General features: G+C 66.6%; 17 protein-coding genes and 1 tRNA gene. 6 read left to right on the forward strand and 12 right to left on the reverse strand.

The genetic code is table 11. From position 1 onward, the window contains the following. Positions 1-4: 4 nt before the first annotated feature. The 3 genes from M8744_RS05000 to M8744_RS05010 are packed head-to-tail and all read right to left on the reverse strand — an operon-like array spanning position 5 to position 1904. Positions 5-475: a DUF2948 family protein gene (locus tag M8744_RS05000; RefSeq protein WP_251410421.1), complete on the reverse strand. Its 471-nt coding sequence runs from the start codon at positions 473-475 to the stop codon at positions 5-7. Further along, a complete protein-coding gene (gene murA / locus M8744_RS05005; protein WP_251410424.1) occupies positions 472-1740 on the reverse strand; it encodes a UDP-N-acetylglucosamine 1-carboxyvinyltransferase in 1269 nt (422 codons plus the stop codon). The genes M8744_RS05000 and murA overlap by 4 nt, the downstream gene beginning before the upstream one ends. Next, positions 1740-1904: a hypothetical protein gene (locus M8744_RS05010; RefSeq protein ID WP_251410426.1), complete on the reverse strand. Its 165-nt coding sequence runs from the start codon at positions 1902-1904 to the stop codon at positions 1740-1742. The genes murA and M8744_RS05010 overlap by 1 nt, the downstream gene beginning before the upstream one ends. Before the next feature lie 88 nt (positions 1905-1992). On the opposite strand from M8744_RS05010, the gene M8744_RS05015 reads away from it, so the two are divergent. Next, positions 1993-2067: transfer RNA gene (locus M8744_RS05015), tRNA-Thr, on the forward strand. Between the two features lie 151 nt (positions 2068-2218). Continuing rightward, positions 2219-2533 carry a hypothetical protein gene (locus M8744_RS05020; RefSeq protein WP_251410429.1) on the forward strand — a complete coding sequence of 105 codons (315 nt, stop codon included), beginning with the start codon at positions 2219-2221 and terminating at the stop codon, positions 2531-2533. A 15-nt stretch (positions 2534-2548) separates the two neighbouring features. Here M8744_RS05020 and M8744_RS05025 read toward each other — a convergent pair whose 3' ends face one another. Continuing rightward, a complete protein-coding gene (locus M8744_RS05025) occupies positions 2549-2983 on the reverse strand; it encodes a low molecular weight protein-tyrosine-phosphatase (protein ID WP_251410432.1) in 435 nt (144 codons plus the stop codon). 38 nt (positions 2984-3021) lie between these two features. Here M8744_RS05025 and M8744_RS05030 point away from each other — a divergent pair, with 38 nt between their 5' ends. Beyond that, positions 3022-3720: an NAD-dependent deacylase gene (locus M8744_RS05030; protein ID WP_251410434.1), complete on the forward strand. Its 699-nt coding sequence runs from the start codon at positions 3022-3024 to the stop codon at positions 3718-3720. 127 nt (positions 3721-3847) lie between these two features. Here the strand turns inward: M8744_RS05030 and M8744_RS05035 are convergent, their stop codons facing one another. The 5 genes from M8744_RS05035 to meaB form a co-directional block, all read right to left on the reverse strand. Further along, positions 3848-4333 (reverse strand): copper chaperone PCu(A)C, encoded by a 486-nt coding sequence (locus tag M8744_RS05035; protein WP_251410437.1) that lies wholly within the window; start codon positions 4331-4333, stop codon positions 3848-3850. A gap of 44 nt (positions 4334-4377) precedes the next feature. After that, a complete protein-coding gene (locus M8744_RS05040) occupies positions 4378-4728 on the reverse strand; it encodes a hypothetical protein (RefSeq protein ID WP_251410442.1) in 351 nt (116 codons plus the stop codon). A gap of 103 nt (positions 4729-4831) precedes the next feature. Continuing rightward, a complete protein-coding gene (gene rpmB, locus M8744_RS05045; protein ID WP_251410444.1) occupies positions 4832-5122 on the reverse strand; it encodes a 50S ribosomal protein L28 in 291 nt (96 codons plus the stop codon). A gap of 220 nt (positions 5123-5342) precedes the next feature. Beyond that, positions 5343-7172: an ABC transporter ATP-binding protein gene (locus M8744_RS05050; protein ID WP_251411124.1), complete on the reverse strand. Its 1830-nt coding sequence runs from the start codon at positions 7170-7172 to the stop codon at positions 5343-5345. A gap of 68 nt (positions 7173-7240) precedes the next feature. Continuing rightward, complete coding sequence (gene meaB / locus M8744_RS05055; protein ID WP_251411127.1) at positions 7241-8221, reverse strand: methylmalonyl Co-A mutase-associated GTPase MeaB; 981 nt, start codon at positions 8219-8221, stop codon at positions 7241-7243. A 168-nt stretch (positions 8222-8389) separates the two neighbouring features. Between meaB and hrpB the strand changes: the two genes are divergently transcribed. Together hrpB and M8744_RS05065 are read left to right on the forward strand one after the other, a co-directional pair. Further along, a complete protein-coding gene (gene hrpB, locus M8744_RS05060) occupies positions 8390-10834 on the forward strand; it encodes an ATP-dependent helicase HrpB (protein WP_251410448.1) in 2445 nt (814 codons plus the stop codon). 61 nt (positions 10835-10895) lie between these two features. Continuing rightward, entirely contained in the window at positions 10896-11966 is a 1071-nt protein-coding gene (locus tag M8744_RS05065) for a site-2 protease family protein (RefSeq protein ID WP_251410451.1), read from the forward strand. Positions 11967-11987: 21 nt separating this feature from the next. On the opposite strand, the gene M8744_RS05070 is transcribed toward M8744_RS05065, so the two are convergent. The 3 genes from M8744_RS05070 to M8744_RS05080 all read right to left on the reverse strand — a co-directional run bounded on the left by M8744_RS05070 (position 11988) and on the right by M8744_RS05080 (position 13482). Then, positions 11988-12461, reverse strand: a complete 474-nt coding sequence (locus M8744_RS05070) for a DUF411 domain-containing protein (RefSeq protein ID WP_251410454.1) — start codon at positions 12459-12461, stop codon at positions 11988-11990. A 63-nt stretch (positions 12462-12524) separates the two neighbouring features. Next, on the reverse strand, positions 12525-12839 hold the full coding sequence (locus tag M8744_RS05075) for a hypothetical protein (RefSeq protein WP_251410457.1): 315 nt from the start codon (positions 12837-12839) through the stop codon (positions 12525-12527). 49 nt (positions 12840-12888) lie between these two features. After that, a complete protein-coding gene (locus M8744_RS05080; protein WP_251411130.1) occupies positions 12889-13482 on the reverse strand; it encodes a GcrA family cell cycle regulator in 594 nt (197 codons plus the stop codon). A gap of 136 nt (positions 13483-13618) precedes the next feature. On the opposite strand from M8744_RS05080, the gene M8744_RS05085 reads away from it, so the two are divergent. Further along, positions 13619-14419, forward strand: coding sequence for an ABC transporter permease (locus M8744_RS05085; protein WP_251410460.1), 801 nt, complete (start codon positions 13619-13621; stop codon positions 14417-14419). The last annotated feature ends 142 nt before the right edge of the window (positions 14420-14561 follow it).

The raw sequence follows: 14561 nt of genomic DNA on the forward strand, positions 1-14561 counted from the left end.
CGGGTCAGTCGTCATGCGCGGGCACCTTGCCCGAGGGCGCGCGGTAAGGCCGCGTTACGTCCCGCAGGCCAACCTCCAGCGCCTCGACATCCAGCCGGATCGCGCCGTCACCGGCCAGTTGCAGCTCTACAATGCCGCCGGGCGCCTCGGCCGGTTGCCAGTCGATCGCCAGCAGCGACAAGACCGTATCGGCATCGCCGCGCGGCACACCCTGGCTTGCCACTTTCAACACGTTTTCAAAGAACAACACCGACTGAACGCGCTCGGGCCCGTGGCGGTCACGGCCCGCATCCTCCCAGCGAAAGCGGTTAAGCAGCAGCGCGAACCGCCGTTCGCGCGCGCGCCATGTCATTTCCGATGCGGGAAAGACGGCGTCTTGCACAAGCGCGGAAATTATCTTGAGATCCTCGGCATTCAAAGCGCCCAGGTTCAGCGGCGCGTCGCGCGCATCTTCGAATCTGGCATCTTCGGTCACTGGCCGCTCACCCTTTCGATATGGGCTCCGACATTGCCCAGCTTCTCTTCTACCCTCTCATACCCGCGATCAAGATGATAGACACGGTTCACGATGGTCTCGCCCTCGGCCGCCAGCCCCGCCAAGATCAGCGACACGCTGGCGCGCAGGTCGGTCGCCATCACCGGCGCCCCTTTCAACCGCTCGACCCCGCGCACCGTGGCCGTGCCGCCCGATACGTCGATATCGGCCCCCATGCGCATCAGCTCGGGCGCATGCATGAAACGGTTCTCGAAAATCTTTTCCTCCAGCACGCTTGTGCCCTCGGCCATGCAAAGCAAGGCCATCATCTGTGCCTGCAAATCGGTGGGAAAGCCCGGAAAAGGTTCGGTGGTCACGTCCACCGCGCGGATGCCGCCGTTGGTGCGGCTCACCTTGACGCCGGCCCCTGTCTGCGCGACCGAGATGCCCGCCGCGTCCAGCTTTTCGCAAAAAGCGCCCACCAGGTCGATCCGACCGCCCAGGCATTCGACCTCGCCGCCACAAATCGCCGGCGCCAGCATGTAGGTGCCCAGTTCGATCCGGTCGGTGACAACCGGGTGCGTCGCACCGCCCAGCCGATCGACACCTTCGATGGTGATCGTGCGGCTGCCCTCGCCCGCGATCCGCGCGCCCATTCGTCGCAGGCACTGCGCCAGGTCGACGATCTCGGGCTCGCGGGCGGCGTTTTTCAAAACCGTCGTCCCCTTGGCCAGGGTCGCCGCCATCAGCGCGTTTTCCGTCGCCCCCACCGAGACCGTGGGAAACTCGAACACGCCGCCCTTCAGCCCGCCCGGCGCGCTGGCGTGCACGTAACCGTCGCGCAGCTCCATCTCGGCGCCCATCGCCTCGAGCGCGCGCAGATGCAGGTCGACCGGCCGCGCACCGATGGCGCAGCCACCGGGCAGCGACACCTCGGCCCGGCCCTCGCGCGCCAGAAGCGGACCCAGCACCAGGATCGAGGCGCGCATCTTGCGCACGATGTCATAATCGGCACGGGTGCTGGACAATTTTTGGCTGCTCAGCACCAGAACCTGCCCGTCCTGCGTCGTGGAAACCTCGGCGCCCAGCGATTGCAACAGCTCTGTCATCGTGCGGATGTCGGACAGGCGCGGCGCGTTGGTCAGCGTCAACGGCTCGTCGCTCAACAGCGTGGCGGGCATCAGCGTCAGGCAGGCATTCTTGGCCCCGGCTATCGGAATCTGCCCGCTGAGCGCGCCGTTTCCGCGCACGATGATCGATTCCATCAACCCTGCCCCTTTTCGCCGGTGTCATCGCCGCCATCCCGGCCGGCCCGTGCGCGCGCCTGCGCCTTGCGCCTTGCCATATTGGCCTTGAGCGCGGCCTTCAACCGGGCATCACGGTCGGCATCCTTTTTCGCCTGGTTCTTACTGCTGTTCTTATCGGCCATGCCCCCTGTCTACAGCAGGGTTGAAAAAGCGTCCAGATTGCGCTTGCACCCGCACGGATTTGCGTCTAATCAGCCGCCCACGCACGGCGCTGCTGTAGCTCAGAGGTAGAGCACTCCCTTGGTAAGGGAGAGGTCGAGAGTTCGATTCTCTCCAGCAGCACCACTTCCCCAAAACCCTGCTATCGTGGGCGTCAGTCATCGGCGAGATCACGCAACGATGATCGCGGCAGCCCCGGTCGTAATTGCAACGCGGCGCGCGCTTTGGCATCTTGTCACATGTAAGAACAAAATTTGGTAAAAGAGGTATCGGGCACATGAAACAAGCGGCGCATGCAGTCATTCTGGCCACGTTTCTTTTGCCCCTGCTGCCGGTTGCGGCGGCCCAGGCAGGGCCGATCGACCGGGCCTGCAACGCCAGCCCGCGCAAGCAGAAATCAATCAGCCTGTGCGCCTGCATCCAGCGCGTGGCCGATGCCTCGCTGACCCGCAGGGAACAGCGCCAGGCGGCCCGGTTCTTCAGCGACCCGCATCGCGCGCAGGAAACCCGGCAGTCGGACCGCCCCGGAGATGAGCTGTTCTGGAAACGCTACAGGGCCTTCGGCGACCTGGCCGAGCGCACCTGCCGCTGATACCCGCGCGGCCCGTCAGCCGTGGGTGATCAGACCCCGCGCGCATGTTTCGATCAGGTCGAGGCAACCATCGAAATCTCGGGTATAATACGGGTCTGGCACATGATCGGCGGCCCCGTCGCCGAACTCGGTCAGCAGCCGCACCGGCGTTGTATTGCCCGCGGGGCGCAATGCCTCGATCCTTGCCAGGTTGCTGTCATCCATTGCCACGATCATGTCGAAAGCATCGAAATCCTGAACCGTGAACTGGCGGGCGCGCAGGTCGGCCATTTCGAGCCCGCGCGCACGGGCTGCTTGCTGCATCGGGGCATAGGGCGGCTCGCCCACGTGCCAATCCGATGTGCCGGCGCTGTCGATCTGCCAATCGGGAGCCAGGGCGCGCGTCACCGCATGGGCCGAGGGAGAGCGGCAGATATTGCCAAGGCAGACAAAGAGGATACGCTTGCTCATGGCGTCGTTCTGGCGCCAAATCGAAGAAAGGGCAAGCCATGGACAAGATCGTGATCCTGACAGGGGCAGGCATTTCCGCCGAAAGCGGGCTGGGCACCTTTCGCGACAAGGATGGCCTGTGGACCCGCTATCCCATTGAGGATGTCGCCACACCCGAAGGATTTGCCCGCAACCCCGCGCTGGTGCAGGATTTCTACAACCAGCGCCGCGCGCAGGCGGCAACCGCACAGCCCAACGCGGCGCACCGGGCACTGGCGCGGTTGCAGGCCGAACACCCCGGCGAGGTCGTGATCGTCACGCAGAACGTGGACGCGCTGCACGAGGCGGGCGGGGCCAAGGGCGTGATTCACATGCATGGCGAACTGGCCCGCGCGCTGTGCAATGCCTGCGCCCACCGCTGGGACGCACCCGAGGTGATGGCCCCCGGCACCCCCTGCCCCGCCTGCGCGGCACCGACCGTGCGGCCCGACGTGGTGTGGTTCGGAGAAATGCCTTACCGGATGGACGAGGTTTTTGCCCATCTCGGGCAGGCCGACCTGTTCGCGGCTATCGGCACCTCGGGCAATGTCTATCCTGCGGCGGGGTTCGTGCAAGAGGCCGCGATGGCCGGCGCGCATACGGTCGAGCTGAACCTCGAACCCTCGTCCACGGTGTCGGATTTTGCCGAAACGCGGTTCGGCCCGGCCTCGTCCATCATGCCCGATTGGGTGGATGCGGTTTTATCGGGACGGGCCTGAGCGCGGACCATTCCCGCGCATGCTCACGTCGCGCAAACTGGCGCGAAAACCACAAAAACCAACGCCCCCGCAGATCGCTGCGAGGGCGCCATTCGGGTGATGGTGGCCGGGGCCACAGCCCAAGACCTTAGTCGGATTGTTTCATCTGTCCATGCTTCATCTGCCCGTGCATCGGCTTGCGCTCCAGGTCGACAGGCACCTCGACGGTGACATCGCCCGCCTTTTCGAATTGCAGCGTCAAATCGATCATGTCGCCCTGCGCCATTTCACCCTTGAGCCCGAGGAACATGACGTGATGGCCCCCGCGCACCATTTCGATGGTGCCGCCGGCGGGGATGGCAAAGCCCTCTTCCACATGGATCATGCGCATGACGCCCATGTCGTCTTCCTTGTGGGTGTGAAGCTCGACCTTGTCGGCAATATCCGAGGCCGCGCCAACAAGATGGTCGTCGGTGTCGCCGGTATTGTGAATGATCATGAACGCCGCGCCCGAGCTCGACATCATCGAGGACGCGCGGGCATAAGGGTCATCCACCGTGATATCGGCGGCAAAGGCGGGCATGGCATAGGCGACCGCGGTCGCGGCGACAAGAATCGTGGTTTTGATCGACATCGTTTGGTCCTTTCCTGTTCTGTCGTGATCCGTTCCAACTGGGGTCACGACAGAACGGGCGGCCCCCTTGCCTGCGGGGTCGGGGCCTGGGCCGTCTCGGGGCGCGCCGTCGTGTCGGGACGCAATGGGACGGCGCGCGCCTCGGGACGCGGCGGCAGCCTTGGCGCATCCCAATGGGCCGCGAAGAAGGCAAAGGCACAATCGGGACAGATATGCGCCCGCCCGACCGGTTGGCCGTTTTCGTCGACAAGAACGCTGATGGGGCCCGACCCGGTGCACAGGACAATCTCGCCAGACGGTCCGGGGGTGCCACGGGCAATCGCCATCGACTGGCCCGTAAGGACCAGAACCAACGCCACCAGGACGCCTGCCAGGGGATGCCGAAACATATTCATCGCGCCAGATATACGCATCGCTGACGGGCTGCGAAAGCGACAAAGTGAAACAGCCCCGCCGGGGTGCCGGCAGGGCTGAAATCAAAGCTCGGCTCTGACAGGATCAGGCTTCGGCAGACTGCGCCTTGACGATCTCTTTCTTGATCTTCAGCGCGTTGGCCGACAGCGTGTCGTCCTTGGCTTTCAGCAGGTAGTTGTCCAACCCGCCGCGGTGATCGACCGAGCGCAGCGCGGATGCCGAAATACGCAGCTTGATGCCACGGTTCAACGTCTCGGAACGCAGCGTCGTGTCGTTCAGGTTCGGCAGGAAGCGGCGCCTGGTCTTGTTGTTGGCGTGGCTGACATTGTTGCCAGTCATCGGGCCTTTCCCGGTCAGTTCGCAGCGGCGCGACATGGTTGTTACCTCGTTCTGGATCGGGGGGCATGACTGGCCCCTGCAACACATAGGGGCACTGCCGGGGGCAGCGCCCTGAAAATCGTCTGCGGTGATTAGGCGGAATCGGTTGGGCCGTCAAGAGGGTTTCCCCCGTTACCCGCAGTCCCCTGCGCCAAGCGCACAAAGGGGGGCCCCAGCCCGGCAGCTTGCCCGCGAAGATGGCGCGGTTGACCGCGCCTCAATCCTTGCCCAGGAACCCGCCCGACTGGTGCGCCCAAAGCGTGGCATAAAGCCCGCCCCGCGTCAGCAGGTCGGCGTGGCGGCCCGCCTCGACGATGCGCCCCTGGTCAAGCACCACGATACGGTCCATGCGCGCGATGGTGGACAGACGGTGCGCTATGGCGATCACGGTCTTGCCCTCCATCATCTCGTAAAGCGTATCCTGCACCGCGGCCTCGACCTCGGAATCCAGTGCCGATGTCGCCTCGTCCAGCAGCAGGATCGGGGCGTTCTTCAAGATCACGCGGGCCAGGGCAATACGCTGGCGCTGTCCGCCCGACAGTTTCACACCGCGTTCGCCCACATGCGCATCAAAGCCGCGCCGCCCCTGAGGATCTTCGAGATCGTGGATGAACTCCAGCGCCTGCGCCTGGCGGGCCGCGCGGATCATCTGCTCATCGGTGGCATCGGGCCTGCCGTAAGCCAGGTTGTCGCGCACCGAGCGGTGCAGCAGCGCACTGTCCTGGCTGACCATGCCGATCTGGCGGCGCAGGCTGTCCTGGGTGACATGCGCGATGTCCTGCCCGTCGATCACGATGCGCCCGGCCTCGGCCGCGTAGAAACGCAACAGCAGCTTCATCAGCGTTGATTTTCCCGCGCCGGACCGGCCGACCAGCCCCACCTTTTCACCCGGTGCCACGGTAAGGTTCACCCCCTCCAGCCCGCCGGTTTCGCGGCCATAGGCGTGGCGCAGATCGTCGAACACGATTTCCCCGCGCCTGACCTGAAGGGGCTTGGCATCGGGCGCGTCCAGCAGCGTGATGGGCTGAGCGATGGTCTGCATCCCTTCGGCGACGACACCCAGCTGCCGGAACAGCGTGGTCAGCGCCCACATGATCCAGCCCGTCATCGCGTTCAGCCGCAGGGTCAGCGCCGTGGCCGCCGCCACCGCGCCGACGCTGGCCTGGCCCTGCATCCACATCCAGACGGCCCAGCCAACGACGCTGACGATCAGCAAACCGTTCAGCGCGACCAGGCCGAAATCCATCTTGGTGTAAAGCCGCATTTCCGCCTGGAAGGTGCGGCGCGCATCCTCGATCGCCTCGCGGGCGAATTCAAGCTCGCGGTCGTGATGGGCGAACATCTTGACCGAGTGGATGTTGGTGTAGCTGTCAACCACCCGGCCCGTCACCGCGCTCCGCGCATCCGCCGCCGCCTGGCTGGCCGGCGCAACCCGCGCGATCGCCCAGCGCATCAGCCAGCCATAGGCCACGAACCACGCCAGAAGCGGCAGCATCAGCCTGGCATCCGCCTGCCCCAGCACGATCACTGCCCCCGCGGCATAGGCCAGCGCGAACGTGACCGCGTCGAACACCTGGAACACCGCCTCGCCCGCGGCCGGCGGGGTCTGCATGATACGGTTGGCGATGCGGCCGGCGAAATCGTTCTCGAACCAGCCCACCGATTGGCGCAGCACGTGCGCATGGGCCCGCCAGCGGATCAGCGTACCGAAATTCGGCAGGATCGTGTTGTTCAAAAGCAGGACATCGACCCCCTGGATCAACGGGCGCAACAGCAAGATGAACACCGCCAACGCGATCAGCGTCCCGCCATGCTCGGCCCAGACCTGCCCCGGATCGCCCTGCAACGCGTCGACGATCCAGCCCATGTAATAGATCAGCGCAATCTCCACCCCGGCCACCAGAACCGACAACAGGGCGGCAAGACAAAAGACCCGTTTGAAGGGCTGGGCATAATCCCACATGAAACGCCACAGCGTCTGCGGCGGGGTGTCCCTGGCCTGGTAGGGGCAATACGGATCGACGAGGGTTTCGAAGAAACGGAACATGGGCATGGCGCTTTCGCTGGGGGTCATCAAGTGTCGAACGGCGGGGACCTGACGGCGGGTATCGCCCGTCACGCCTGTTTCAACCCCTCCAGCATCTCTCGCGCCGCCACGGTCGGGGTCATGCGGCCGTCGGCCACCGCCTCGGCCAGCTCATCCATCCGCGCCCGCGCGGCGCCGGTTTCCAGCTGCGCCAGGAGTGCCTGCCGCACCTCCTGGTCGAACCAGTACCGCGCCTGCCCCGCGCGGCGCATGTCGAAATGGCCCGTCTCGCGGCGCCAGTCGACCAGCGCGCACATCTCGTCCCAGGCGCGTTCCAGCCCCGCATCCTCCAGCGCCGAGACGCAGATCGCCTTGGGAAACCCCTCGGGGTCCTGCGGTCGCTTGCGCAGCAGCCGCAACGCGCCGGAATAATCGGCCTGGGTACGCGTCGCCGCCGGTTTCAGATCGCCATCGGCCTTGTTCACCAGAATCAGGTCGGCCATCTCCATGATACCGCGCTTGACGCCCTGCAACTCGTCCCCCCCGGCCGGCGCCAGCAACAGCACGAAAATGTCCGACATCTCGGCCACCACGGTTTCCGACTGGCCCACGCCCACGGTCTCGATCAGCACCACGTCGAAACCCGCCGCCTCGCACAGGGCCACCGCCTCGCGGGTGCGGCGCGCGACGCCGCCCAGGTGCGATTGGCTGGGCGACGGCCGGATAAAGGCGTCCGGCTCGCGGCTCAGCCGCTCCATGCGGGTCTTGTCACCCAGGATCGAGCCCCCCGACCGGGCCGAACTGGGGTCGACCGCCAGCACCGCCACCCGCAGGCCGCGGCCCAAAAGCATCATGCCAAAGCTTTCGATGAAGGTGGATTTACCCACGCCCGGCGTGCCCGACAGCCCGATTCGCACCGCCTGCTTGCCGGTCTTGGCGCGCAGCGCCTCGATCAGCGCCACGGCCTGCGCGCGATGATCCGCCCGGCTGCTTTCCACAAGCGTGATCGCGCGCGCCAGGGCCCGCCTGTCCCCCGCCACGATCCCCTCTGCCAAGTCCTCGGTCTGCATCGGCGCCTCCATGCTTCGGGCGCCGTGATGCCCCACGCGGCCGGGCAAAGTCCAGCCCGGGCTTCCTCTTGCCGACAATACCCTCGGGGGGTGAATTGGGCCGCAGGCCCAAGAGGGGGGCAGACAGCCCCCCTTTCCCGGGCGCGCAAAGCGCGCAATAACGGCGCCATGACACGCCTGCCCATTCACGATGCCATCCCCGACCTGCTGGCAGCCCTGCGCGCAACGGGCCGTGCGGTGCTGCAGGCGCCCCCCGGTGCGGGCAAGACCACCGTGGTTCCGCTGGAGATGCTGCGCGCGGAGTTGTGCACGGGGCGGATCGTCATGCTTGAACCCCGGCGGCTTGCGGCCCGTGCCGCAGCCGAACGCATGGCTGACACGCTTGGCGAAAAGGTTGGCCAGACCGTCGGCTACCGCATCCGTGGCGAAAGCAAGACCAGCAGCGCCACCCGCATCGAGGTTGTAACCGAAGGCATCCTGACGCGGATGCTGCAATCGGCCCCCGACCTGCCGGGCGTGGGCGCGGTGCTATTCGACGAGTTTCACGAACGCTCGCTCAATGCCGACCTGGGGCTGGCCCTGTGCCTCGAAGTGACGGGCGCGCTGCGCGATGACCTGTTGCTGCTGGCAATGTCGGCCACGCTGGATTCCGAGCCGGTGGCCGCGCTGATGGCGGCGCCCGTCATCACGTCACAAGGACGCAGCTACCCCGTCGATATCCGTTGGCGCGACACCCCGCTGCCCAAGGGCACGCGGCTGGAACAGGCCACCGCCGATCTGGTGGCGCAGGCCGTCGCCGAAACGCGGGGCGGTGTTCTCGTCTTCCTGCCCGGCGAGGGCGAGATCCGGCGCACCGAAACGCTGTTGAAGGACCGCCTGCCGCCCGATTGCGCGCTCCGCCCGCTTTTCGGCGCCATGCCCTTTGCCGCGCAGCGCGCCGCCATCGCCCCCGCCGGGAAAGGGCGCAAGGTGGTGCTGGCCACCGCCATCGCGGAAACCTCGCTGACGATCCAGGATATTCGCGTGGTGGTGGATGCGGGCCGCGCCCGGCGCGCGCGCTTCGATCAGGGCAGCGGGATGTCGCGGCTGGTGACCGAGCGCGTGACCCGCGCCGAGGCCACGCAGCGCATGGGCCGCGCCGGCCGCGTGGCCGAAGGCACCTGTTACCGCCTCTGGACGAAGGGAGAGGAAGGCGCCCTGCCCCCCTACCCGCCGGCCGAGATCGAGGCCGCGGACCTGGCGGGGCTTGCGCTGGAACTGGCGTTATGGGGCGCGGCGCCGACCGACCTGCCGTTTCTGACCCAGCCCAACCCCGGCGCCTATGCCGAGGCGCAATCGCTGCTGATGATGCTGGGCGCGCTGGATGCGCGGGGCCGTATCACCGATCACGGGCGCGCCCTGGCCGCGCTGCCCCTGCATCCAAGGCTTGCGCATATGCTGACCGTCGCAGGCCCGCAGGCCGCATCGCTGGCCGCCCTCCTGGCCGAGCGTGACCCGCTCCCGCGCGCCGCGCCCAGCGACCTGGCCCTGCGGCTCGAGGCCGTGACGCATCCCCGCCGCTACGCCGAAACGCGCCCACACCCGGCCAACCGCGCGGTCGTGGAGCGCATTCGCACCGAGGCCAAACGCCTTGCCAGATCGGCGGGGGGCGGCCGCAGCGACGCGATGAGCGCGGCGGAAATGGCCGCGCTAGCCTATCCCGATCGCGTCGGGCAGCGCCGCCGCGGCGACGCGCCCCGGTTCGTCCTGTCAGGCGGCAAGGGCGCAGCGATGGAGCCGGGCGATCCGCTGGCAAGCGCCCGGCTGATCGTCGTCACCGACACCGACGGCAACCCGCGCGAGGCCCGTATCCGCCAGGCCATCGCCATTTCCGAGGGCGAGCTGCGCGGCCTGTTCGCCGATCGGATCACATGGGAAAGCACATGCGCCTGGTCGAAGCGCGACCGCCGCGTACTGGCCCGCCAGCAGGAACGGCTGGGCGCCGTGGTGCTGGAGGACCGTATCTGGAAGGACGCGCCCGAAGACGCGCTGGCGCGCGCCATGCTTGACGGGGTGCGCGAGCTGGGGCTTGCCCCCTCTGACGCGGCGCGCCGGTTCATTGCGCGGGTGGAGCTGGCGCGGGCGGGCGGGCACGACCTGCCCGAGATGTCCGAACCCGCGCTCGTGGATCGCATCGAAGACTGGCTGCTGCCGCATCTGGCGGGCGTCAGGTCGGCCGAGGACTGGAAACGCTTCGATATCCTCGATGCGCTGCGCGCGCGGCTGGATTGGGGGCAGGTGCAGGCGCTCGACCGTGCCGTGCCTGCCCATTTCACCACGCCGCTTGGCCGCAGGATTGCCATTGATTATTCCGGCGACGCCCCCGAAATTCAGCTGCGCCTGCAAGAGATGTTCGGCCAGGTCACCCACCCCACCGTCGCGGGCCAGCCGCTGCGCGTGACACTTTTGTCGCCGGCAGGCCGCCCGGTGCAGACCACTATGGACCTGCCCGGATTCTGGGCAGGATCATACGCCGATGTGCGCAAGGACATGCGCGCCCGCTACCCCAGGCATCCCTGGCCCGAAGACCCGACACGGGCTGACCCGACTCTGCGGGCGAAACGCCGCGGTTGAGGCCATTTGCCTTTTGTCTCGACCCCTTGCACAATCGCGGCGCAACCACAGGTGAAAGCTCATGCATTGGTCATTTTCGATAGGCTCCGTGCGCGGCACGGATATCCGCATACACGCCACTTTCTTCCTGCTTCTGGCCTGGGTACTGGTGGCGGCCTGGATGGCGGGCGGCCCGGCGGCGGCGGCGGTGAACGTGGCGTTCATCCTGGCGCTGTTTGCCTGCGTCGTGCTGCATGAGCTGGGCCATGTCACCATGGCGCGCCGCTTTGGCGTGAAAACGCCCGATATCACGCTGCTGCCCATCGGAGGGCTGGCCCGTCTGGAGCGCATCCCCGAAGACCCCAAGCAGGAAATCGCCGTGGCGCTGGCCGGCCCCGCCGTCAACGTTGTGATCTGGGCAATACTGACCCTGGCGCTGGGGGCCAGCGTGCAACTGAACGTGCTTGCCTCGATCGAGGACCCGAACCAGGGCTTCGTGCAACGGCTTGCGACGGTGAACCTGATCCTGGTGCTGTTCAACATGATCCCGGCCTTTCCGATGGATGGCGGGCGGGTGTTCCGCGCGGTGCTGGCGCTGTTCACCGACAGGGTTCGGGCCACGCGGATCGCGGCGCAGACGGGGCAGGCAATGGCGTTTCTTTTCGGCTTTCTCGGGCTGACGGGGGGTAACCCGCTGCTTTTGCTAATCGCGGTCTTTATCTTCTTCGCCGCCGGCGCCGAAAGCTCGGACGCGGCGATGCGGGGCCGCGCGCAGGATGCGCGCGCCCGCGACGCCATGATCACCAGCTACGAAGCGCTCGCCCCCGACGACACGCTCGATACCGCGGCGCAGGCCGTGCTGCGCACCACGCAGGCCGAGTTTCCGGTTCTGGGCGCCGATGGCAGGCTTGCGGGGATACTGACCCGGCACAGCATCATCGCCGCGATCGAGGCAGACAAACGCGCCGACCGGGTTTCCGCGCATATGACGGATGACATTCCGGCCGTGCGCCTGACCACGCCGATGGAAAAGGTTCTGACCGCGATGCAAAAGAGCCCGCCGGGCGTGGCCGTAACCGACAAGGCAGGCGCTTTCCTGGGCTACATCACGCGCGAGAATATCGGCGAGTGGTTCATCCTGTCACGCAAGTAGACCCACCCGCCGCGGCTATCATCAATCGCCGAACTCGTAGGGCGCGGCACCGCCGGCCGCCCCGCCCCAGGCGGTCACGGGCACGATCGCGTCCTGCCCACCGCCCATTCCGGGCGAATCGCCCGGCATACCGGGCACCGAGATCCCCTTGATATCGGGGCGCGTGGCCAGCATGTGATCGATCGCGGCAAAAGGCACATGCCCCTCGACCACGTAGCCGTCAATCGTTGCGGTGTGACATGATACCAACCGCTTTGGCACGCCATTGGCCTTTTTCATGCCGGCATAATCGCGCGTGTCCGTCACCTCGACGGTGAAACCATGCGCGCGTGCCATGTCGATCCAGGCCCCGCAACAGCCACAGGTGGGCGTCTTGGTGACGTGCATCACGCGTTCGGTGGCACTTTGCGCGCCCAGCGGCGCAGACCGGGTGGCCAGCACGGTGGCGGCCAGGCCGACCATCAGGGATCGGCGGGAAAGCTTGAGATGTGTCATTTCTGATCTCCAGTCGAAAGGGGTAAGGCAAGGCTTTCACCTTGCCGCCTTGCAGAGCGGGGATCAGGCAGCGCGCGGTGGCGGGTTCGGCACCTCGACCTGCACGGCAAGGCGCGGCGGTGCGAGCCGCGGCTCAGCGCCAGACGACCACGCCATGGGCACGAACTGCACCGCCGGATCATCGACCAGCGCCTGGCAGGTCGCGCAGAACTGTGCACAGGCGGTGCCGGTGACATCGCATTCGGGGCAGGCGATCATATCCGCCGTATCCGCCATGTGATGCCGCGCCTGGTCGGCCGGCGCGTCGAGCGCCGATGCCATTGCGGCCGGGGGCGCGAACGCCAGCATCACGACAAGTAGCGGCAGCAGCAGCCACATGGTCAGCCGGCGCGGCGGCCAGGTATCGGCGCGATGGCGCAAACCGGGGTCAGCGCCGGCGGTCGCGGCGGCTGCTCATCGGCTGGAACGCCACGCCGACATGCGCCTCGCAATAGGGTTTGCCTTGCTGCACGGGCAGGCCGCAGAACCAGAAATCGGGGGTCGCGGGGTCGCCCACCGGCCATTTGCAGGTGCGTTCGGTCAGTTCCATCAGGTTAAGCCGCTTGGCTTTCTTCTCGATCTCGCTGACCTTGGCCAGGGCGGCGGGGTCGATCTCGTTGGCCGAGGGCTGCGGCGGCAGCGGCTGGCCTGCCGGAATGATCTGCTTGCGCGCAGGGCTGGGCGCCGCCGGGCGCGCCGCAGCGGGCGCCTCGGGTTCCGGCGCGGGCGCAGGCGCGGGTTCGGCCGGCTTTTTCGCCGCCTTTGGGGCGGGCTTGGCCTTGGGCTCGGGCGCGGGCTTGGCTTCGGCCTTGGACGCCGCAGCAGCCCCCCCGCCCGACCGGTTGGACAGGCCAAGACGGTGCACCTTGCCAATGACCGCGTTACGCGTGACACCGCCCAGTTCCTTGGCGATCTGGCTGGCCGACTGGCCTTCGCCCCACAGTTTTTTCAACAATTCGACGCGTTCATCCGTCCACGACATCAGCTTCACCCGGTGCTTTTCTAGCGAGAAGGGCGGCCCGCGCATGCCGACCGCCCCTGTTCAAATTCGACAGTCCCTATTCTAAGCATCCCACTCCGAGTTACAAGGGACCGAATCGAAAGGATGCGAGGGCGACATGGCAGAAATGGAAATGGGCACACGTCGCTTTGGCAGCGTCAACTGGCTGGGGCTTTACACCCTGTGCCAACGCGAGATCCAGCGCTTTACCTCGATCTGGATGCAGACGCTGATCGCACCGCTGGTGACGGCGGGGCTGTTCCTTGTGATCTTCACCATCGCCATCGGCCCCAGCCGGGGCGACGTGATGGGCGTGGCCTTTACCACCTTCATCGCGCCGGGGCTGATGATGATGACGGTCATCCAGAACTCGTTCGCCAACACCTCGTCCTCGCTCATCGGCTCAAAGGTGCAGGGCAATATTGTCGACACGCTGATGCCACCGCTATCACCGCTGGAAATCGTGCTGGGCTATATCGCGGGTGGCGTGGGCCGTGGCCTGTTCGTGGCGTTGCCCATCGCGCTGGGTCTGTGGCTCTTTCTGGGCATCGTGCCGCAGAACCCCTTGCTGGCGCTGGTATTCGTGCTGCTCGGCTCGGCCATGATGGGCGCGCTTGGCATCGTTGGCGGAATCATCGCGCAGAAGTTCGACCAGATGGCCGCGATCACCAATTTCATCGTCACGCCGCTGGCCTTTCTGTCGGGCACCTTCTACTCGGTCGAGGCCCTGCCCCCCGGCCTGCGCGAGATCACCCATGTGAACCCGGTTTTCTACGTTATCGACGGCGGACGCCGGGGCATGCTGGGCATTTCCGACAGCTCGCCCTGGCTGGGGCTGGCCGTGATCTGCGCGACAACGCTGATCGTGGGTTACCTGGCGTGGTTCATGGTGCGGCGCGGCTACCGGCTTAAGGCCTGAACCGGCCCTGCCCCGCATGCGGCCCGCCGCGCGCCGGCGCCTGGGTGACAGGCCGGGTTTTTATGCTTGGCAGCAAAAGCGAAACCCGCTAACCGTTCAAGCCATGACAACGCTGGCACATATCCCTGCCCTTCGACGCCGA

The organism is Lutimaribacter degradans (genome assembly GCF_023703375.1).
Classification (GTDB): domain Bacteria; phylum Pseudomonadota; class Alphaproteobacteria; order Rhodobacterales; family Rhodobacteraceae; genus Lutimaribacter; species Lutimaribacter degradans.